The organism is Massilia sp. CFBP9026 (assembly GCF_034045165.1).
GTDB lineage: Bacteria > Pseudomonadota > Gammaproteobacteria > Burkholderiales > Burkholderiaceae_D > Telluria > Telluria arenae.
Genome location: NZ_JAXCWH010000010.1, coordinates 119,253 through 139,437 on the forward strand (window position 1 = coordinate 119,253; position 20,185 = coordinate 139,437).

14 protein-coding genes are annotated in these 20,185 nt (G+C 65.9%); 3 read left to right on the forward strand and 11 right to left on the reverse strand.

The annotated features are described in order from the left end of the window. The first annotated feature begins 3 nt into the window (after positions 1-3). On the forward strand, positions 4-1,584 hold the full coding sequence (locus tag SOM28_RS22115) for a GH39 family glycosyl hydrolase (protein WP_320469471.1): 1,581 nt from the start codon (positions 4-6) through the stop codon (positions 1,582-1,584). 4 nt (positions 1,585-1,588) lie between these two features. Here SOM28_RS22115 and SOM28_RS22120 read toward each other — a convergent pair whose 3' ends face one another. Continuing rightward, positions 1,589-2,344 carry a hypothetical protein gene (locus tag SOM28_RS22120; protein ID WP_320469472.1) on the reverse strand — a complete coding sequence of 252 codons (756 nt, stop codon included), beginning with the start codon at positions 2,342-2,344 and terminating at the stop codon, positions 1,589-1,591. Positions 2,345-2,547: 203 nt separating this feature from the next. On the opposite strand from SOM28_RS22120, the gene SOM28_RS22125 reads away from it, so the two are divergent. Next, positions 2,548-2,748 carry a hypothetical protein gene (locus SOM28_RS22125; RefSeq protein ID WP_123072150.1) on the forward strand — a complete coding sequence of 67 codons (201 nt, stop codon included), beginning with the start codon at positions 2,548-2,550 and terminating at the stop codon, positions 2,746-2,748. Between the two features lie 7 nt (positions 2,749-2,755). On the opposite strand, the gene SOM28_RS22130 is transcribed toward SOM28_RS22125, so the two are convergent. Genes SOM28_RS22130 through SOM28_RS22155 form a run of 6 tightly spaced genes read right to left on the reverse strand, consistent with a single transcriptional unit; the run spans position 2,756 to position 13,658 of the window. Continuing rightward, entirely contained in the window at positions 2,756-3,391 is a 636-nt protein-coding gene (locus SOM28_RS22130) for a class I SAM-dependent rRNA methyltransferase (RefSeq protein ID WP_320469473.1), read from the reverse strand. A gap of 42 nt (positions 3,392-3,433) precedes the next feature. Beyond that, a complete protein-coding gene (locus SOM28_RS22135; protein WP_320469474.1) occupies positions 3,434-4,519 on the reverse strand; it encodes an SGNH/GDSL hydrolase family protein in 1,086 nt (361 codons plus the stop codon). Positions 4,520-4,566: 47 nt separating this feature from the next. Further along, positions 4,567-7,437 (reverse strand): glycoside hydrolase family 31 protein, encoded by a 2,871-nt coding sequence (locus tag SOM28_RS22140; protein ID WP_320469475.1) that lies wholly within the window; start codon positions 7,435-7,437, stop codon positions 4,567-4,569. A 25-nt stretch (positions 7,438-7,462) separates the two neighbouring features. Further along, positions 7,463-9,148 (reverse strand): GH35 family beta-galactosidase, encoded by a 1,686-nt coding sequence (locus tag SOM28_RS22145; RefSeq protein WP_320469476.1) that lies wholly within the window; start codon positions 9,146-9,148, stop codon positions 7,463-7,465. A 32-nt stretch (positions 9,149-9,180) separates the two neighbouring features. Beyond that, positions 9,181-11,475, reverse strand: a complete 2,295-nt coding sequence (locus tag SOM28_RS22150; RefSeq protein WP_320469477.1) for a glycoside hydrolase family 95 protein — start codon at positions 11,473-11,475, stop codon at positions 9,181-9,183. Further along, the gene (locus SOM28_RS22155) at positions 11,472-13,658 is read right to left on the reverse strand and encodes a WD40/YVTN/BNR-like repeat-containing protein (RefSeq protein WP_320469478.1); all 2,187 of its coding nucleotides are present in this window, start codon (positions 13,656-13,658) and stop codon (positions 11,472-11,474) included. The genes SOM28_RS22150 and SOM28_RS22155 overlap by 4 nt, the downstream gene beginning before the upstream one ends. A 206-nt stretch (positions 13,659-13,864) precedes the next feature. Here SOM28_RS22155 and SOM28_RS22160 point away from each other — a divergent pair, with 206 nt between their 5' ends. Beyond that, entirely contained in the window at positions 13,865-15,445 is a 1,581-nt protein-coding gene (locus SOM28_RS22160; protein ID WP_320469479.1) for an aldehyde dehydrogenase (NADP(+)), read from the forward strand. Between the two features lie 116 nt (positions 15,446-15,561). Here SOM28_RS22160 and SOM28_RS22165 read toward each other — a convergent pair whose 3' ends face one another. The 4 genes from SOM28_RS22165 to xylB form a co-directional block, all read right to left on the reverse strand. Further along, a complete protein-coding gene (locus SOM28_RS22165) occupies positions 15,562-16,704 on the reverse strand; it encodes a sugar ABC transporter permease (protein ID WP_320469480.1) in 1,143 nt (380 codons plus the stop codon). Between the two features lie 15 nt (positions 16,705-16,719). After that, positions 16,720-18,243, reverse strand: a complete 1,524-nt coding sequence (gene xylG, locus SOM28_RS22170) for a D-xylose ABC transporter ATP-binding protein (RefSeq protein WP_320469481.1) — start codon at positions 18,241-18,243, stop codon at positions 16,720-16,722. 70 nt (positions 18,244-18,313) lie between these two features. Next, complete coding sequence (gene xylF / locus SOM28_RS22175; RefSeq protein WP_320469523.1) at positions 18,314-19,309, reverse strand: D-xylose ABC transporter substrate-binding protein; 996 nt, start codon at positions 19,307-19,309, stop codon at positions 18,314-18,316. A gap of 83 nt (positions 19,310-19,392) precedes the next feature. Further along, a complete protein-coding gene (xylB, locus tag SOM28_RS22180) occupies positions 19,393-20,184 on the reverse strand; it encodes a D-xylose 1-dehydrogenase (protein ID WP_320469482.1) in 792 nt (263 codons plus the stop codon). Position 20,185: the final 1 nt, after the last annotated feature.

Here is a 20,185-nt window from a genome sequence, read left to right on the forward strand (position 1 = left end):
CCCATGAAACAGAAGCGCCTCCTGCACGCCGTCGTCGCGGCGCTGTGCGCCCTTCCCTTCGCCCTCCCCCTGGCCGCGCAGGCGCAGCAGCGCACTATCGACGTCGACGTCACCCAGGTGCAGGGCAAGCTCGATCGCATGTTCAACCTGTCGGTCGGCGCGGGCCGCGCCAACGAGGGCTTGCGCGCCGACTGGCAACAGCAATTGGCCGAGATCCGGCGCGATGCGGGCTTTCGCTACATCCGCTTCCACGGCCTCCTGACCGACGACATGGGCGTGTACAAGATCGATGCCCAAGGCAAGGAACAGTACAATTTCCAGTACATCGATTCGCTGTTCGACTACCTGCTGTCGATCGGCATCAAACCCTTCGTGGAGCTGGGCTTCATGCCCAATGCCATGGCCAGCGGCAGCAAGACCATCTTCTGGTGGCGCGGCAACGTCACGCCGCCGCGCGACTACGGTCAATGGGAACGCCTGATCGAAGCCCTGACGCGGCACTGGACCGAACGCTACGGCCGTGACGAGGTCGCAAGCTGGTACTTCGAGGTGTGGAACGAACCAAACCTGGACGGCTTCTGGGCCGGCACCCAGGACGAATATTTCAAGCTGTATGCGCATGCCGCGCGCGCGGTCAAGCGCGTCGATCCGTCCTACCGGGTCGGCGGGCCGGCCACCGCCGGCGCGGCCTGGATTCCCGAGATGATCGCCTATGCCGACAAGAACAAGGTGCCGCTGGACTTCGTCAGCACCCATTCCTACGGCGTGAGGCAAGGCTTCCTTGACGAATTCGGCACCACCGGGACGATCTTGAGTCGCGACGATATGGCGGTAGCCAGCGACGTGCTCAAGAACCGCAAGGAAATCGCAGCCTCCAGCATGCCGAAGCTCGAGCTGCACTACACCGAGTGGAGTTCGTCCTACACCCCAGCCGATCCTACCCACGACAGCTACCACCAGGCCGCCTACATCCTCAAGAAGCTCAAGCAGAGCAGCGGCGCGGTGCAGTCGATGTCGTACTGGGTATTTACCGATATCTTCGAAGAGCCCGGTCCGCGCTTCGAGGCCTTCCACGGCGGATTCGGCCTGATGAACACCCAAGGCATCAAGAAGCCGGCCTACTTCGCCTATCAGTTCCTCAATCAGCTCGGCCACACGGAGTTGAAGAACGCCGACAAGGATTCCTGGGCCACGCTCGACGACAAGGGCAATGCCCAGGTCCTGCTATGGGACGTGACCCATACGCTGCCCGACAAGGTCAACAACCAGCAGTTCTACATCAAGGACTTGCCGCCTAAATCCAAGGGCCAGGTCGCGGTGGCGCTGCGGGGCCTCAAACCGGGCGCCTACGCGATGACGGTGTCGCAGGTCGGCTACAAGCAGAACGACGCCTTCACCGCCTATATCGGCATGGGCTCGCCGAAACAGCTGACCCGGCAGCAGGTCGCAACGCTCAAGGCCCAGGCCACCGGCAAGCCGTCGCAACAAAAGACGGTCACCGTCGGCGCTGACGGACGGCTGGCCACCAGCCTGCCGCTGCGCGAGAACGACGTCTACCTGCTGCAGTTCTCTCCGGCGAACTGATGCCTCAGCCTCTCGCCAGGATGGCGGCGATCGCCGCATCGGAGCGTTTATAGAACGCCGGCCATTCCTGGTCATAGCTCGCCCGCGCCTTTTGCGTGAGCGCACCTCGCGAGGTGAATATGTGCAGCAGACTGCCATCGCGCTGGACAACGACCTCGGGCGTGACGATCTCTGACTCGATGACCTTCTCGCCCGGGTTCTTCGCGATCGGTGTGAATCGGCCGGGGACCTCGACAACCTGCACCCGGCCGTCCGCTGCCTGCCTGATATGGATGATCTTGGTCTCTCCCGGCCCCATGCCGTCGCGTATCCGGGCGACGCCCGCATGCGCCTCGCGCGCCGCGCGGGCATCGAAGCCTCTTTGCAGCATGTCGACCACGACACCGAAGCCGCCGAGGTATTTCGAGATGGCCGGGTCGACCGGCTGCGGCCGCTGGAGACCTTGCCAGGCCATGCCGAGCATGTCGACCATGGCAGCGCTATCGAGCCCGGTCGCGGCGACCGGCGCGGCGACGTCCGGCGCCGGGGCCGGGGCCGTCGCCACGGCGGCGGCGGAAGTTTCGGTCGAGCTGGCAGTCACGGTCGACCCGGCATCGGGAGTACGCGGATATGTCGCCGGACTGCCCGCAGGTTCATCCGCGGACTGCGGCGTCTTTACGTCCGCTTTGGCCGTCGACTGCGGCCACCAATCGAATGCTGCGCAACCTGTCAGCCCGAGGACCGAGCCGGCGAGCACGATACGCGCCAAGAGCAATTTCATCGCGACCTCCCTGAATATGCGTCGATAGAGGGAGCATCATGACGCGCAGCGCGGGCAGCACCTTATATCTATAACAAGCCAAGCGCCGGTTGGCACATCCTGGTCGTGAAGCATTGGCCTCGACATCCGACTACGTTAGAATCGTGCAACGCTGATCGCATCGATCCAGCGCTCACTGGTCACGCAACAATACGGGAAACGATATGGCAAAGAAAGAAGAAGAACTGGACGAAGAAACATTGGCGTTCATCCAGTGGTGCATCGAAGTGGAAGGTTTCCTGGTTGCCGGTGGCGCCACCGTCAAGGAGGCCCAGGATCACATCGAGGAAGAGATCGAATGGTTCACCGACCAGTTCTACGATTCGCTCACGCCTGAAGAGGCCGCGAAGGAAGCGCTGGCCTGAACAGCCCTCAGCGCGGGTAGGTGAAGCCGGTGCGGATATCCATCGGCGCCAGCTTCTCGCGCGTGCGCACCGTCAGCCGCTGCGGCGGCTCGTCGCCGGCCAGGGCGCCCGGCGTGAACGGCAATCCTTCGGCCTTGCGCACCAGCGCATCGCATCGCTCGTAGACGTTCGGGCAGCCGGTGGCCGCCAGCAGCGCCTGCACCACCGGCACCTTCCACAGGTCGACGCCGCCGGCATTGAACTGGCAGACCAGGTAGCCGTCCGGGCCGCCATAGCCCTGCACCACCAGGCCGGACAAGCCATCCTTTTCCCCATTGATCAGCTGGATCAGCGCATCCGGTCCTATCGCACGCCAGGTATCGGCGCGACGCTCGATGGCGGCCTGTACGCGGCGCTTGATGAGCGCATGGTCGATCGCTTCATCCTCGCGCAAGGTCCAGACGCGGGCCGCGATCTGCGACTTGCCGTTGTAGGCGGCCCGCGCCAGAAAGTGGCGCGAGGACGACTGCACGACGGCGGTGACGCCGATCTTGTTGCGCTCGTGCGGCTTGCCCTCGACTTTTTCGATGGCGGACTGGTAAATCCAGGGGTCGCCGGCAAGGATCGACTTCTCCTTGCCCTGCTTGATGGTGATGATGAGCATGTGCGGCTTTCTTGACTAAGGGCGGCATGATACCGCACTCGCCTACCAGCCCATTTTTTGCCGTACGAATGCGGTCAGCAAGTCCGCATTCGCCTGGTGCTGCGCCACGCGCGGGTGCTTGCCATAGCCGGTGAAGGGGAAGAACAGCGTGTCGATGCGTGCGTCACCCGCCGTCCGCAGATTCTTGACGGCAGTCTTGACATACCCTGGCCAGGGCGAACCGGCCTTCGTCGCATCCATGCTGCCGAGCGCGCACACGATATAGGCCTTCGGATACAGCGACCGGACGCGCGCGACGAATGCCTGGTAGGCGGCGATCCGCTGCGCCTCGTTGGGTTCCGGCTGAAGCTTGTGGTCACGCCCGATCAGCCAGCTGTCGTTCTGCATCAGGTTCACCACCACCACGTCCGGCGTCCAGCGCGAAAAGTCCCAGCGGCTGTCGTTGTCGCCGACGGCGCTCAGTTGGTCGTAGAAGTCGGGCATCGTGAACGGGAACCAGCTGATCATGATGCCGATGCCGCCCTGCGAGGTGAAATGCGCTTCGGCGCCCAGCTGGCGGGCGGCGATCGCGGCATAGGAGCGGTAGTTGTTCTTGTCCTTGCCGTGGTGGTCTTCGCCATCGTCTGGCGCCTCGTTGCCCATGCCGCTGGTGATGGAGTCGCCGAAGAACTCGATCCGCCGTCCCGGCCTGGCCGGCGTTGCTTGCAACGTCGCTTTATCGTCCAGCTCCAGGCCGAGGAAGACGGTGGCGCCCTCCTCACCCTCGGTGCGCTTGGTCAGCAGGATCCGATGCGCGCCGGGCTTCAAACCGTTGGCCACCAGGTAGGTCTTCTTGCCCTTGTCGAGCTGCAGGATGATCGGCCGCTCGGTGTCGCCATCGAGGAAGACGTTGTAGTAGTTTTTGCCGTGCTGGTCGTCGAGGACGATGGACAGCGAGGTGCCGGTGAAGGTAGCAGCCACCGACGTGCCGGGCCAACTCAATACCGGTGCACGCCGGTCGCTGAAGTCGATACGGCCCGTGTACTGCAGGTGCTGATGGTCCGGCGCCACCGTGTCAAACGCGTGGGCAGGCGCCAGCGCCAGCAACCCGGCCAGGACCAGGCCTGCGGCGAAGGGAATGATGTTCATGGGTTTCAATCGAAAGTGCCGGGCACGCGCACGTGCCCGGCGGGTAATTACAGCTTGATGCTTACCGGTTTGCCGTCATACACCACCGACTTGTCCGACGCATCCATGTCGGCCGCGGTCGACACGCCCGGCTTGATCAGGCGCACCTTGAACTCGCGCTTCTCGACCATGCCCTGATAGCGCCCGGCGCGCTCGCCGATCTGCACCACGCCGGCCTTGTCGTCGTAGCTGATCGGGATGCGGCTGGCTTCACCGCGCTGGTAGCCATTGGAGACGCCATCGTCCTCGTACAGGGTCGCCACGCCATTCGCTCCGGCGTACACGAACACCGTTACCGGCGCATCCGGCTTCTCGTCGACATACTGGGTGACCGGACCGGCCGTGATCACCGAGCCGGCCTTGACGAACAGCGGCATGCGCTCGCGCGGCGCCTGGATGGTGGGGGTCGCGCCGCCCTGGTGGCGCTCGCCGGTGTGGAAGTCGTACCAGTCGGCGCCGGCCGGCAGGTAGACCTGGCGCTGGCGCGCCTTGTACTCGTACACCGGCGCCACCAGGAACGAGGGCCCGAACATGTACTGGTCCTTGACGTTCTTGGCCTTGTCGTCGTTCGGGAAGTCCATCGCCAGGCCGCGCATCATGGTGCCGGAGCGGTAGTGGGTGTCCGAGGCGACGGTGTATATATACGGCATCAGGCGATAGCGCAGCTTCAGCCACCACACCATATTGTCGCGCATCGCGTCGTCGCCGGCGGCGATGTTATAGATCTCGCGCTTGACCACTTCGCCGTGCGAACGGAACAGCGGCGTGAAGGCGCCGAACTGGAACCAGCGGTGATTCAGCTCGCGCCACTCTTCCATGTCTTCCGGATTGGCCTTGGCACGGCTGGTGACGCGGTTCTCCTGGGCCGAGCCCACGTCGCCGGTCTGGAACCGCACCTCCTGGGCATAGCCGCCGATGTCGTGGGTCCAGTTCGGAACGCCCGACATCGACATATTGGTGCCCGACGCGATCTGGTCATACAGATTGTTCCAGCGTCCGACCGTGTCGCCGCTCCACACCGCCACGGCATTCCTCTGGATGCCGGCGAAGCCCGAACGCGACAGGATGAACTGGCGCTTGTCGGGCTGGTCGCGCTTGAGACCATCGATCATGGCGCCCGTGCTCACCAGGCTGTAGGGATTGAAGGTGATCTCGCCGGCGCCGTAGACGGTCGGCCCGATCAGCTCCTTGAAGTCTTCCAGGCGGCTGTTGGACAGCACGTCCGGCTCCGTATTGTCCATCCACCAGGCGTCAAAGCCCAGGTCGACCAGCTTCGGTTTAAGCTGGCGGTAATAGATGTCGCGCGCTTCCTTCGTGTACGGATCGTAGTGGCTGTTGAGGTAACCCTTGCCGACCCAGTCGCGCGAGCCATTCTCGACGTTCTTGGTCCACATATGGCCCTTCGATGCAAACTCCTTGTAGTTATCGGTATTGGCGTAGAACTTGCCCCACACCGACAGCATGATGCGCGCATTCTGCTTGTGGACGGCATCGACCAGGCCTTTCGGATCCGGGAAGCGCGTCTTGTCGAAGTCGTGCGAACCCCAGCCATCCTCGGGCCAGTAGAACCAGTCCTGCACGATATTATCGAGCGGCCAGCCACGCTTGCGGTATTCACCCAGGGCGTCGAGCAGTTGCTGCTGGGTCTCGTAGCGCTGGCGCGACTGCCAGAAGCCATAGGCCCACTTCGGCATCATCGGCGCCTGGCCGGTCAGGTGGCGGTAGCCTGCAATGGCGCCATCCATGCTGTCGGCGCTGATCACGTGGTAGTTGATCGCCTCGGCGATCTCGGACGACATCGTCAGCGAATGGCGCTCCGCGCTCGGCAGCGGATTATTGTGGGTGATGGCCACCATGCCGCCCGACGGCTTCCACTCGAGGTGCAGCTTGACCGGTTTGTTCCTGTCGAACTTGACCTCGAAGTTGTGGTACCACGGGTTCCAGCCCATGCGCCACACGTCCATCACTTCCTTGCCGTCCACCGTCAGCCTGGCGTAGTCCGACGAGTACAGCTGCATCTTGTGCACGCCCGGCTTGTCGCTGCTCATGGTGCCTTCCCACACCACGCGCACATTCTTGAGGTCCTTGGCTGGCTTGAGTTCTTTCGGCCAGTTCTCGTCCACGTCCTTCAGGTACTGGTAGTCGATGTCCTTTTCCTGGCGCGTCAGCGCCAGCTTGCCATCGACGTAGTAGCGCGCGGTCAGGCCGGCCTGCTTGCCGTCCGGGCTGCGCAAGACCAGGTCGCGCGACATGTGGTCGTAGGGCGTGGCGTCGCCGAAGCGCGAGATCGAGTTGTTGTCCCACAGGAGACCATAGCCCTTGTCCGACACCACGAAGGGCACGGCGGCGATCATATTGTGCTGGGCCAGCAGCACGTCTTCGCCGTTATAGTTCATCTGGTTGTTCTGGTGCTGGCCCAGGCCGTAATAAGCGTCTTTCGTGCCGTGGTTGAAGCCCTGCTTGATCGCCAGGAAGGGTTTGCCGCCCACGTCGACCGGCTGCATCGACTCGGACGCCTGGGCCAGGAAGCGCTTGCCGGCGGCGTCGAAGAATTGGACCTGGCCGTCTTTGAGGGAGACGGAGGCCGCAATCTTGCCCGCCTTGAGCTGGACATTGTCTGTCGTAGGCGTGACCGTGAACGCGCATTTTTCGGCGCACGGGGTGGCCACCGTCATGAGCGAGGGCGTGAGCGTCTTGTTGTCCTGGGCGAGCTTCACCACCTGGATGATGTTGTCGCTCATGAGGTTCAGGCGCACCACCTTGGCGCCGGTGTCGGGCCTGACCTCGATGCCGGTGGCGGTCTGCTGGAAAGTGCCCGCATGGGCCTGGAGCCCGGAGGCGAGGAACAGCGCCGCGGCTGCCACCTGTGTCATACGCATTGTCGATCTCCTGTAATAATCGTTGTTATTCCTGGTACGTCCCGAGCCTGACCTTCAGCACCACCGGCGTCGCCGGCAGGTTCAGGCCATAGTCGGTCTGGTCGCCGTTCCAGTTGCGCTCCATGACCCAGCGGCCATTGGCGTCGAAACGGCCCTCCTCCACCCGCGCCAGCAGCGAAGGCTTGCCTGCATTCGGGCCATCGCCCGCGAACTTCACTCGCGCCTGCTGGCCAACGAGCACGAACTCGCTCTCGCCGACCTGGGCGATGGCCACGCCGCCGCCCGGCTTCTCGGTGCCTTCCTTGTATTCGCTCTTGTCCTTCAGGTACTGGCGCTCGCCGAACTGGAATTCGCGGAACGACACGGTCGCCTTCCAGCCTTTCAGTGCCACCGTCTGCGGCGCGCGGTCGTCGCCCTCAGCCACGCCGTGGGTGCGGCCCTCGAAGGCCCAGCGCGCCCACTGGCGCTGCATCGGCGCGAACACGCCGTACACGGTGGCGAAAGGCTCGATCATGCGGCGGTCGGTGTACTTGGAGCCCAGCGGGTAATTGCTGTACTCGAAGTAGTCGAGCCCGAACGGCGCCACGCCCAGCGCCCCCATGCCGAGGATCTGGTACACATAGCGCGCATAGCCCGCCGCATTGCCCATCTCCGGCACCATCAGCGCGTTGTCGGGCCGCTGGTAGGATTTCAGCACCGTCGTCACCTTGTTCGACTCCGGCATATAGATGTCGGGCGCCGCCAGGTCGATGTGCGGTGCGGCGGCCTTGTAGATGTCGATCACGTCCCAGGTCGGCCCACCGCTGGCGAAGTTCGATTTCCACGGCGCCGCCGGCTTGCCGTCGAGCGAAGGCTCGCGCAGGGCGGCGTTGACGAACATCGGCAGGTCGTACACCGCGCGCCCCGCGCTGGCGATCGACTCGATATAGCTGGCAATGGCCCAGGAATGGAAGTACTGGTCTGCGTAGTCGCCATACACCTGGCGCCAGCTGCCCTGCGTCACGCCCGCCACCTTCGGCTTCTGGCGCGCCAGCACCGCGGCCGGCACCGGCTGGCGGAAGGCCGCCTCGGCGCGTTCGCCATGGTCGCGCGGGACGCCATAGGTGCCCACTTCGTTCTCGACCTGCACCATGATCACCGTGCGGTGGCCGCTGTCGATCTTCTTGATGTGCTCCATCATCTTTACGAAGGCGCGGCGATCGAGCGCCAGGGTCTGTTCGCCGAACGGCGAATGGCTGTAGACCGTCTTGCCGTCCTTGTCCTTCATGCGCGGGAAGCGCCCGTTATCGAACTTGACCCACTCCGGCAGGTAGCCCGGCCCCGTGTTTTTCCAGGTACCGAACCAGACGATGACGAGCCTGATATCGTTTTCACGCGCTTGCGAAACGAGGGCGTCGAGGAAGCTGAAGTCGAATTCTCCTTCCTTCGGCTCCACCTGTTCCCAGGCGATCGGCATCTCGAGGGTGTTGGCGTGGGCATCCTTGAGCGCTGCCCACACCTTGGGCAAGGCGCCCGGGTAGTTGCTGGAATTGTGGGCCTGGCCCGCCAGCATCAGGAACGGCGCGCCGTCCACCATCAGCGCGTGCCGGCCATCCTTTTCGACGAGGCGCGGCAGCTCGGGGGCGGCGGCCGCTGCGCCGGCACTGGCCAGCAGCAGGCATAGCGGCGCGAGCGTCGGTGCCAAGCGGCGCGCGATCTGAGTCATGGTCATGCTGGTTGTCTCCTTGGTTGTCGTTCTTGTCGTTAGCGGAACTGCGCCGCGTCCAGGCTGCGGCTCTGGCCTCTCGCCAGTTCGACCTCGATGAGTTTCGCGCCGTAGCGGACCTTGACGGGACCGCCCGTCCCCGCAAGTGCGCGCACGGTGGCGCCAAGCAGGCGGCCCCCAGCCCAACGCAAATCCACTTCGTATCCACCACGCGCACGCAATCCCTTCACCGAGCCGCGCGCCCACGTCGACGGCAGCGCCGGCAGCAGATGCAGTTCGCCGCCCTGCGATTGCAGCAGCATTTCGACTATCGCCGCGGTGGCGCCAAAATTGCCGTCGATCTGGAACGGCGGGTGCGCGTCAAGCAGGTTCGGATAGGTGCCGCCCGCATTGTTATGCTCAGAGAAGATGCCGGCCTGCTCGGCCGCACGCGCACCGGGCGCCGCCAGCAGGCCGCGCAGCATGCGGTGGGCCCGGTCGCCGTCGTGCAGCCTGGCCCAAAAAGCCATCTTCCAGGCCATCGACCAGCCGGTGCCGGCGTCGCCGCGGGCTTCCAGGGTGCGACGCGCGGCCCGCGCCAGTTCCGGCGTGCGCACGGCATCGATCTGCCGTCCCGGGTACAGCGCGAAGAGGTGCGACACGTGGCGGTGGGTGTCCTGTGGCGTGTCGAGCACCGGGTCCTTCTTCTCTTCCAGCCACTCGAGTAGCTGGCCCCAGCTGCCGATGCGCGGCCCGGCCAGGCGGTCGCGCATCGAGGTCAACGTTGCGCGCAGCTCCGGGTCGATCCGCAGGATGCCGGCCGCCTCGACCGTGTTGTTAAACAGGTCCCACACGATCTGCTGGTCGTAGGCGATGCCATCCTCGACCGGGCCGTGTTCCGGCGACCAGCCCTGTGGTGCGACTAGGCGCCCGTCCGGCAGTTCTTTCAGATAGTCCTGCCAGAAGGCGCTGGCCTCCTTCATCATCGGATAGGCCACCTCGCGCAGGAAGCGCTCGTCACGGCTGAAGGCGTAGTGTTCCCAGAAGTGCTGGGCATACCAGGCGTTGCCGGTCTTGTTCCACAGATAGCCCATGGCGCCGAAGGGATTCGACTCGGTACGCAGGGTCCAGCCGCGCACAGGCTGGCCGTCGGCGCGGCGGAACTCCTCGGCCGTGGCGCGGCGCCACACCGGAGCCACGCCGTTCACGAAATCGAAGAACGGCAGCGCCAGCTCACCCAGGTTGGTCACCTCGGCCGGCCAGTAATTCATCTGGATATTGATGTTGGTGTGGTAATCCGAATTCCACGGCGGCGTGAGGCTGTTGTTCCACAGGCCCTGCAGATTGGCCGGCAGCGAGCCGCGCGAACTGGAAGCCAGCAGGTAGCGGCCGTACTGGAAGTACTGGGCCTCCAGCTCCGGATCGCCTCCCTCCTTCGTATAGGCCAGCAGGCGCGCATCGGTTGGCAGCGCGCGGCGCGCGGCTGGTGTCTCGCCCAGGTCGATCGCCACACGTTTCAAGAGGCGCCCGACATCCTCAACGTGTTCCTTGAGGAGCCCCGCTGGCGCTCGCTCCGCGGCCTTATCTACCTGTGCGGTCACGCGCGCCAGCGGATGCCCACCCTCGAAGTTGCGCGCGGCGTCGAGCACATAACTGGTGCCTGCGCCCAGGATCAGGGTCAGTCCATCGGCGCCCGCGAAAGCGATGCGCTCGCCGTCGGCAACCAGCTTGCCGCCATCGCTGATCACCTGCACCTGGCTTGCGTAGGACATCACGTTGGCGCTCGGCGCCTGGTCCGGCAGCGCGAAACCGGCCAGCGTGCCCGACGCATACAGGCGTCCGTTCGCCACCGCGAGGTGGCCGCCATGCCGGTCGGTCAGGGCCACGGCGCCGGTATAGCGGCCAGGCCGGTCGGCAGTCAGGCGCAGCACGATCACCTGGGCCGGGTAGCTCGCCCAGGCCTCGCGCCGGTAGCGCACGCCGCCATGCGTGTAAGTCACCGTGTGCACGCCGCGCTCGAGGTCGAGCGTGCGGCGGTAGTCGGTCACGCCGCTCTCGTGGCCGGGCAGCTCGACCAGCAGGTCGCCGAAGGGTTGAAAGGCGCCCATGGTCCGGTCGTCGCCGGTCCACAGCGTGATGTCGTTGAACTGCAGGTGCTCGCGACCAGGCTGGCCGAACACCATGGCGCCGATGCGGCCATTGCCGATCGGGAGCGCCTCTTTCTCCCAACCCTGCTCATTGTCCTGCGCCGGCCGGTCGTAGCGCAGCACCATCTCGGGCGCGGCGCTGCTGCTCGCCGCCAACGCGAAGGCACAGGCGCCGAGCAGCAGGCGCAGGGTGGAGAAGATCGTCATATCGGGCCAGGCCTTCCATAGACGATGCCGCGGCCGGCGGTGCTCATATAGACCACGCCGAAGCGGTTCATGTCACCGACGATGAAGTGGCCATCGCCAGGACCACCGTACTGGTGGGCGTCGTCGTTGATGCGCTGCCAGCTGCGCCCGAGGTCGAGCGAGCGGTGGATGCCGCGCACGCCCTCGATGCTGCCCCAGATGTACAGGGTCGGCTCAAGCTTGCCTGGGGCGGCCTTGCCGAAACCGACCGCGCCGCAGTAACCGACGCCGGCCAGCGGCACGAAGCTGGCGCCGCCATCGAGCGAGCGCACCAGGCCGCCGTCCTTGAGCGCCACCCACACATCTCCCTCGCGGCCCGGCAGCGCGCGAATCAGTGCCGCGCCTCCCGGCGGCAGGCTGGCGCGCGGCGCGAAGCTGGCGCCGCCGTCACTGCTTGCCATCAGGGCCTTGCCGTCGTAGGCATAGAACACCTTCGGGTTGACTGGATCGGCGACGGCGCGCAGGTCGCGGCCCGCCAGGCCCGCCACTTGCGTCCAGCTGGCGCCATCGTCACCCGACCGGTACAGGGTCGACGAGCCCTGGGGCGTATGGACGAGGATCGCGCCATCGCTCGACATCGCGATCCTCCCCCGCTTGCCCTGCAGTGCGGGCGTCCGCGTCCAGGTAACGCCGCCGTCGCGCGTGATGAGCATCGCATCGCCCACCCGCACTATGCTGCCCGGTCGGCGGGCGGCGGCATCGAGTCCGGTCGTAGTGCCAATCTCGGGCCGGTGGATGCGCCCCGGACGCGCCGGGTCGTCGTGCACGAAGCCGTCGTAGTCGCCGATGGCCGAGACCAGCGGCGCCCCCGGCATGCTGACGAGGCCGAGCGGCACCGTCTCTTCCAGGCCTTTCACGGTAAAGGCCCAGGTGGCGGGCGTGGCCTCGATATCGGGGGTACGAAACACCCCGTTGCCGGACGTGACCCACACCGCGCGCGCATCGAGCGGATCGAATTCGACCGAGCCGGCCCAGTGGATCGCATGGCCTTCGAGCCAGGGCACGCCCGCCGCGTCGCGCTGGAAGCCGCGCGCGATCACGTCGACCCAGTTGGCGCCGGCATCGTGCGACACGAAGATGCGGTCGCCACGTGCATCGCCCTGGGCGATAAAGGTATTGATGGTGGAGACCACCAGCCGCCTGGGATTGCCCGGGTCGACGCTGATCCCGGCGAACGGTCGGCTCGATCCAACCGGCGTCACGTTGCGCCAGGCGCCGCTGGCGATCTCGTATTGCCATACCTGCCCACGGTCGATCGGCTCGCTGCCGCTCTTGTCCGGGTGCGGGCCGGCGCCGTTGGCATAGGTGATATACAGCTTGCCGGCGCCGTCGAAGGCAGCGCGTTGCGGCATCAGCCCGGCCGGGCTTCCCGCCACCGGCACGAAGGTCGCGCCGGCGTCGTCGCTGCGGTAGAGGTTCGGGCCAACGCTGCCGAAGCGCGACACGCCGATGAACAGGCGCTGCGCGCGACCGTTCTTGACGCTGGCGGGATCGGGCAGCACGATATTTAGGCCCACGTCGTTCGGTGTGGTCGTCACCGCCAGCGCCGGGTTGCGCTGCCAGCTGCTGCCGCCATCGGCGCTCTCGAACAGGCCATCGCGGCGCGAGCCCAGGTAGAGGCGCTTGCTGGCCCCCGGATCGACGGCCAGCCGTTCGCCGCCCTGGCGTCCGAAGCCGTTGCCGTGGGTCTTGAACTGGCTGCTGACGTCGACCACGTCGAAGGTCTTGCCGTAATCGTTCGAGCGCAGGATGGCAGTGCGTCCGCCGTTCAGGTAGGCGATCCCCGCCAATAGCCATACATTTGCGGCGTTGTCAGGGTCGATCGCCATCGCGTCGATGCCCAGGAAGCCCGTCTGGTCCTCGCCCACCCAGTCGAGCAGCGGCGTCCAGCGACCTTCTTTTGCCCGCCACAGGTAGGCGCCGCCAACGTCGGTGCGGGCGTAAGCGACGCCCGGTTCGCTGCGGCTGGGCACGATCGCGGTCACGAAGCCGCCGCCGCCGATGGCGACGCTGTCCCAGACATAGCTGGCGCCGTCCGGGGCGACGGGGGCGGCCATGGCCGCGGCGGCGACGCACACGGCCGCAACCACACCCATGGTCGAGCGCCAACCCATGCCGGGTCGACGGGCGATCGTGGTACGCATCTTGTCTCCTGCCTGTATTTATTATTGGCTTGCTTGCAACCATGCTAATCAATACAGAGGGGCGTTGCAACTAAAATGTTCGCGCTAACAGAAAACGTTATCATTCAGGCTGAATGTTTTATCGGCGATCCCGCAACTGCGTTTGATTGCGTACGACATCGACGGCTTTCCAGCCTCCCCCATCAATTCTAACTAGGAGATCCACCATGAATATCAGCGGCGAAATGATCATCGGCCACCAGATCCTGCGCGGCAGCGCCGGCGTCGCGCGCGCCTACAATCCCGCAAGCAAGCAGGACCTCGAGCCCGAGTTTGGTCTTGCGACGCCCGCCGACCTGGCCCGCGCCTGCGAACTGGCCGATGCCGCCGTCGAGCCGTATCGCGCCCTGCCCCTGGAACTGCGCGCACGCTTCCTGGAGACGATCGCCCAGCGCATTCTCGACCTGGGCCCGCTGCTGATCGAACGCGCCGGCCAGGAAAGCGGCTTGCCGGCCGCCCGCCTCGAGGGCGAACGTGGCCGCACCGTGAACCAGCTGCGCCTGTTCGCCAAGGTGGTCCGCGACGGCCACTTCCTGGGAGCGACCCTGGATTCGGCGCTGCCCGAGCGCACGCCGCCACGCTCCGACCTGCGCATGCGCAAGATCCCGCTCGGCGCCGTCGCCGTCTTCGGCGCCAGTAACTTCCCGCTCGCGTTCTCGGTGGCGGGCGGCGACACCGCCTCGGCGCTGGCCGCAGGTTGCCCGGTCGTGGTCAAGGCCCACAACGCCCACCTCGGCACCTCGGAGCTGGTCGGCAAGGCCGTGCTGCAGGCCGCGCTCGAATGCGGCATGCCGGAAGGCGTGTTCTCGCTCTTGATCGGCGAAGGCAATCAGATCGGCGGCGATCTGGTGAGCCATCCGGCGATCCGCGCCGTCGGCTTCACCGGCTCGCGCGGTGGCGGCCTGGCGCTGGCGCAGATCGCCGCCAAGCGCAAGGAACCGATTCCCGTGTATGCCGAGATGAGCAGCATCAATCCGGTCTACCTGCTGCCGGGCGCGCTCGAAGCGGGCGGCGCCAAGCTGGCCGGCGCCTTCGTCGATTCGCTGACCATGGGCGTCGGACAGTTCTGCACCAACCCAGGCCTGGTGATCGGCCTGGCCGGCCCGCAGCTCGACGCCTTCCGCGACGCCGCCGCTGCCGCGCTGCAGCTCAAGCCGGCCGGTACCATGCTCACGGCCGGCATTCATCAAGCCTACGACACTGCGATTGGAAAGCGTACGGGCGTGAGCGGCGTGCAGCTGGTGGCCAACGGCAGCCAGGAAGGCCCCGGCTGCGCCGCGCGCGCCGCCCTCTACCAGTGCGACGCGGCGACCTTCCTCGCCAACCCGGCGCTGGAAGAAGAGATTTTTGGACCAGTGTCCCTGCTAATCGCTTGCCACAACGAGGACGAGATCCTGGCAGTCACCCGCCACCTGGAAGGCCAGCTGACCGCCACCGTGCACGCAGTGGAGACCGACCATGCGCTGGCCGGCGCCCTGCTGCCGCTACTGGAGCGCAAGGTGGGCCGCATCCTGTTCAACGGCTTCCCGACCGGCGTCGAGGTGTCGTACGCGATGGTGCACGGCGGGCCATTCCCGGCGACCTCGGATGCGCGCAGCACCTCGGTCGGCGCGACCGCAATCGAGCGCTTCCTGCGTCCGGTGTGCTATCAGGACGTGCCGGCCGGCCTGCTGCCGGAAGCGCTCAAGGACGGCAATCCGCTCGGCCTCGTGCGCCTGGTGGATGGTGAAGTGAAGCTGCCTGCGTAAAGCCCGTAGGGTGGGCGGCTACGCCGTCCACGCGTTCGACCGACGTGGAATGGCCTCGCGGTCTTGACGCATTGATTGAACGCGTGGACGGGAAACCCGTCCACCCTACCGGTCCATTAGCGTGTGCTTCTACGCGTGGCCACGTCCAGCCAGACAGCGAGGGTCAAAATCAGGCCCTTGACGATCATCTGCCAGTAGGCGTCGACGTCGAGCATCGACATGCCGTTGTCCAGGCTGGCCATCACCAGCGCGCCGACCAGGGCGCCATGCACGGTGCCGGCGCCGCCGCGCATCGAGGTGCCGCCGATGAAGCAGGCCGCGATCACGTCCAGCTCTGCCGACACGCCGGCCGACGGCGAACCGGCCGCCAGGCGCGCCGTGTTGATCAGGCCCGCCAGCGCGCACATCAGGCCCATCAGGCCGAAGATCCACAGTTTCACCTTGCGCACGTCGATGCCGGATAGCCGCGTCGCCTCCATATTGCTGCCCACCGCATAGATGCGGCGCCCGAACACGGTCTGGCGCGCGATGTAGCTGAACACGCCCAGCAAGGTCAGGAGGATCAGCACCGGCAGCGGAATGCCTTCGTAGCTGTTGAAGGTGGAGATCAGGCCGGCCAGCGCCACACCGACCAGCGCCACGCGAGCCACCGAACGCCACAGCGCGATTACCGGCAGTCCGTAGCGCGCCTGGTTGACCCGCTGGCGCCAGGCCAGCACGCCTGCCAGCGCGAACAGCAGCACGCCCAGTCCGATGCCCCACGCCGGCGGCAGATAGGCCTGCCCGATCTGCTCGAAGCCCGGAGAGACCGGAGCCACGGTGGCGCCGTCGGTCAGGCCCAGCACCACGCCGCGGTAAGCGAGCATGCCCCCGAGTCCGACGATGAAGGACGGTATGCCCGCATAGGCCGTCAGATAGCCATTGAGGAAGCCGCACAAGAGGCCCGCGCCCAGCACCACCGCGATCGACAGCGGCAACGGCATGCCGTGGGTGACGTCGAGCACTGCCGCCATTCCGCCCAGCAGGCCCAGGAGCGAACCGATCGACAGGTCGATCTCGCCGGCGATGATGACGAATACCATGCCGCAGGCCAGGATGCCGGTGATCGACATCTGGCGCATCAGGTTCGAGACGTTGCGCGCCGAGGTGAAGCCGCCCTCGGTCATCCAGTGGAAGAAGGTCCAGATCAGGGCGACCGCCACCAACAGGGCCAGGATTTTATATTGCGTGAACAGCCGCTTGAGAGTCGTTGTATCCATGGTGTCGTTTGCTTGTCAGGACTGGCCCAGGGCGGCGGCCAGCACCGTCTCCTGGCTCAGGCCATCGTTGAGAAAATCGCCGCGCAGCCGGCCCTCTTGCAGCACCAGCACGCGGTCGGACACGCCCAGCACCTCGGCCAGCTCGGACGAGACCATGACGATGGCGATGCCCTGGGCCGCCAGCTCCAGCATCAGGCGGTAGATTTCGAACTTGGCGCCGACGTCGACGCCGCGCGTCGGCTCGTCGAGGATCAGCACCTTGGGGCCGGTCAGCAGCATCCGCGCCAGCACCGCCTTCTGCTGGTTGCCGCCCGAGAGCGCCGTGATCGGCAGCGCCGGGCTGGCCGTCTTGAGCGCCAGGCGCGCGATCTGCTCCTTGACCGCGCTGGTTTCCTCGCCGTCGTCGATGCGGGTCAGGTGCGCATAGCGCTGCAGCACTGACAAGGTGATGTTTTCGCCCACCGACAGGTCGCGCACGATGCCGTGGTGCTTGCGGTCCTCGGGCACCAGGGCAAAGCCGGCGCGGATCGCCTTCAGCGGATCGGAGGTATCGACCCGTTGGCCGTCGAGCCAGACCTCGCCCTCGTGGCGGCCCGGATAGGCGCCGAAGATCGCCGTCACCAGCTCGGTGCGGCCGGCGCCGACGATGCCCGCGATGCCGAGGATTTCGCCGCGCCGCACCTGGAACGACACGTCGTCCACCTTCTTGCGGCGCGGGTTCTCGGGGTCGTAGCAGGTGATGTGGCGCGCTTCCATCACGACCTCGCCGATCGCGTGTGGCAGCGACGGATACATCTGGTTCATCTCGCGCCCGCACATCTGGGCGATGATGCGGTCCACGCTCATCTGCGGCATCGGCGTCGTGGCGATGTGCTTGCCGTCACGGATGACGACGATGGTGTCGCAGATGGCGGCCACCTCTTCGAGCTTGTGCGAGATGTAGACGCAGGCCACGCCGCGCGCCTTCAGGTCGCGCACCGTCCCGAGCAGCACGTCGATCTCGGACGCGCTGAGCGAGGCCGATGGCTCGTCGAGAATCAGGAGGCGCGCATTCTTGTTCAGCGCCTTGCCGATCTCGATCAGCTGCTGATGGCCGCCGCCGTAATGCTTCACCGGCAGCACCACGTTCACGTCAGGCAGGCGCAAGCCGCGCAGGATTTCCTCGGCGCGCCGGTTCATGGCCGGATAGTCGAGCCGGCCGCCGGGCAAGGTGATCTCGTTCCCCAAAAAGATGTTCTCGGCCACCGACAGCTCGGGCACCAGCATCAGTTCCTGGTGGATGATGATGATCCCCGCCTTTTCGGTCTCGCGCACCGAGCGCGCGCGCAGCGGCTGGCCGTCCCACACGATCTCGCCATCCCAGCTGCCGTGCGGGTAGACCGCCGACAGCACTTTCATCAGGGTCGACTTGCCGGCCCCGTTCTCGCCGCACAGGCCGACGCACTCGCCCGGCCGGATCGCCAGGTCGATGCCATCCAGCGCGGGCACCCCGTCGAATCGCTTGGCGATTCCCTTCATTTCAAGCAGATAGCCCGACATCGCAAGACTTCCAAGGCGTGAAAAAATCCCCGGACCGCAAAGCGGATACGGGGAAAGGAGAGAAGAAGGCTTATTTGCCGGCCAGCTGGCCCTGGGTATAGAACCCGTCCTTCACCAGCATGTCGACGTTCGACTTGGTCAGCAGGATCGGCTTGAGCAGCACGGTGCTGACCTGCTTGTAGCCATTGTTGATCTGTGAGTTATAGGCCGGCTTCTCATTGCGCACCAGTTGCACGGCCAGGGTGGCGGCGCTGGTGGCGATGGTCTTGAGCGGCTTGTAGACCGTCATGGCCTGGGTGCCGGCGATCACGCGCCGCACCGCGGCCAGGTCGGCGTCCTGGCCCGACACCGGCACCTTGCCGGCCAGCTTCTGCGAGGCCAGCGCCTGGATCGCGCCGCCGGCGGTAGCGTCGTTGGAGGCGACCACCGCGTCGATCTTGTTGCCGTTGGCGGTGAGCGCATTCTCGACGATGGACATCGCTTCGGAGGCGCTCCAGTCCTTGACCCACTGGCGGCCAACCACCTTGATGTCGCCCTTGTCGATCAGCGGCTGCAGCACTTTCATCTGGCCTTCGCGCAGGATCTTGGCGTTGTTGTCGGTCGGCGCCCCGCCCAGCAGATAGTAGTTACCCTTCGGTTTCAGGCCGACGATCGACTGCGCCTGCAGCTCGCCCACCGCCTTGTTGTCGAACGAGATGTAGGCGTCGACGTCGGCATTGAGGATCAGGCGGTCGTACGACAGCACCTTGATCTTGGCCTTCTTGGCTTCGCGGATCGCATTGTTCAACACCGTGGCGTTGTAGGGCACGATCACCAGCACGTCGACGCCGCGCGAGATCAGGTTTTCGATCTGGGCGATCTGGCGCTGTTCGCTGGCGTCGGCCGACTGCACATAGACCTTGGCGCCGAGCTTTTCGGCGGCGCCGATAAAGTAATCGCGGTCGCGCGTCCAGCGCTCCAGCCGCAGGTCGTCGATCGAGAAGCCGATCTTGGGATTCTTGGCATCGGCCATGCTCGGGGCCGACGTAAACAGCAGCGCGCAACCGAGTCCGATCGCGGCGCCCATCTTCGTGATGCTAACCTTCATGCTTGTCTCCTTTATTGTCGGCGCGCGCTTACGCGACGCGCCGTATTGACATTCTATTCGAGTCACGCGCCGTACCAGCCGGCGTCGACGAAGTATTCGCGGCCGCTGCAGCGGCGTGCATTGTTCGACGCGAGGAATAGCGACAGCGCCGCCACGTCCTGCATCTCGACCCGCGCCGGCAGGCACTGGCCGGCCAGGATGCGGTCTTCTTCGGCCGGCGTATGCCACAGGGCTTCCTGGCGCGGGGTGCGCACGGCGCCCGGCACCACGGTATTGACACGGATGTGATCCGGCCCCAGGTCGCGCGCAAGGGCGCGGCTCAGGCCCTCGATCGCGGCCTTGGCCGTCATGTACAGCGCCAGCTCGGTGTGCGGCAGATGCCAGGAAATAGAACCGAAGTTGAGGATCACGCCGCCCTGCTGGCGCCGCATCGAACCCACCGCCGCCTGGGCGCAAAAGAACTGGTGGCGCAGGTTGACCGCCATCCGGTTTTCCCAATAGGCCGGTGTCACGGCCTCGATCTGGTGGCGGTCGTCGTTGGCGGCGTTATTGAGAAGGATGTCGATGCCGCCGTCCTCCTGCTCGACGGCGGCGAAACTCGCGGCGAGCGCTTCGAGGTCGGTCAGGTCGCAGTGCAGGAAACGTGGTCCATGTGGCGCGCCGTGGAGCTCGGCGGCCAGCGCACGACCGGCGGCTTCCGCGATATCGAGGAACCAGACGCGCGCCCCCTGCCCCGCAAACGCCCGCACCAGTTCACTGCCGATCCCGGAGCCGCCCCCGGTGATCACGACCCGCTTGTCGCGCAGGTCGGGATAGGTCGCGTAGCCCAGCGTCGGGGCAGCAGCTGCCGTCATG

Bases quoted from the DNA above. Each gene is read 5' to 3' on its own strand.
- SOM28_RS22115 (WP_320469471.1), top strand. From the start codon at position 4: ATGAAACAGAAGCGCCTCCTGCACGCCGTCGTCGCGGCGCTGTGCGCC.
- SOM28_RS22120 (WP_320469472.1), bottom strand. From the start codon at position 2,344: ATGAAATTGCTCTTGGCGCGTATCGTGCTCGCCGGCTCGGTCCTCGGG.
- SOM28_RS22125 (WP_123072150.1), top strand. From the start codon at position 2,548: ATGGCAAAGAAAGAAGAAGAACTGGACGAAGAAACATTGGCGTTCATC.
- SOM28_RS22130 (WP_320469473.1), bottom strand. From the start codon at position 3,391: ATGCTCATCATCACCATCAAGCAGGGCAAGGAGAAGTCGATCCTTGCC.
- SOM28_RS22135 (WP_320469474.1), bottom strand. From the start codon at position 4,519: ATGAACATCATTCCCTTCGCCGCAGGCCTGGTCCTGGCCGGGTTGCTG.
- SOM28_RS22140 (WP_320469475.1), bottom strand. From the start codon at position 7,437: ATGCGTATGACACAGGTGGCAGCCGCGGCGCTGTTCCTCGCCTCCGGG.
- SOM28_RS22145 (WP_320469476.1), bottom strand. From the start codon at position 9,148: ATGACCATGACTCAGATCGCGCGCCGCTTGGCACCGACGCTCGCGCCG.
- SOM28_RS22150 (WP_320469477.1), bottom strand. From the start codon at position 11,475: ATGACGATCTTCTCCACCCTGCGCCTGCTGCTCGGCGCCTGTGCCTTC.
- SOM28_RS22155 (WP_320469478.1), bottom strand. From the start codon at position 13,658: ATGCGTACCACGATCGCCCGTCGACCCGGCATGGGTTGGCGCTCGACC.
- SOM28_RS22160 (WP_320469479.1), top strand. From the start codon at position 13,865: ATGAATATCAGCGGCGAAATGATCATCGGCCACCAGATCCTGCGCGGC.
- SOM28_RS22165 (WP_320469480.1), bottom strand. From the start codon at position 16,704: ATGGATACAACGACTCTCAAGCGGCTGTTCACGCAATATAAAATCCTG.
- xylG (WP_320469481.1), bottom strand. From the start codon at position 18,243: ATGTCGGGCTATCTGCTTGAAATGAAGGGAATCGCCAAGCGATTCGAC.
- xylF (WP_320469523.1), bottom strand. From the start codon at position 19,309: ATGGGCGCCGCGATCGGACTCGGTTGCGCGCTGCTGTTTACGTCGGCC.
- xylB (WP_320469482.1), bottom strand. From the start codon at position 20,184: ATGACGGCAGCTGCTGCCCCGACGCTGGGCTACGCGACCTATCCCGAC.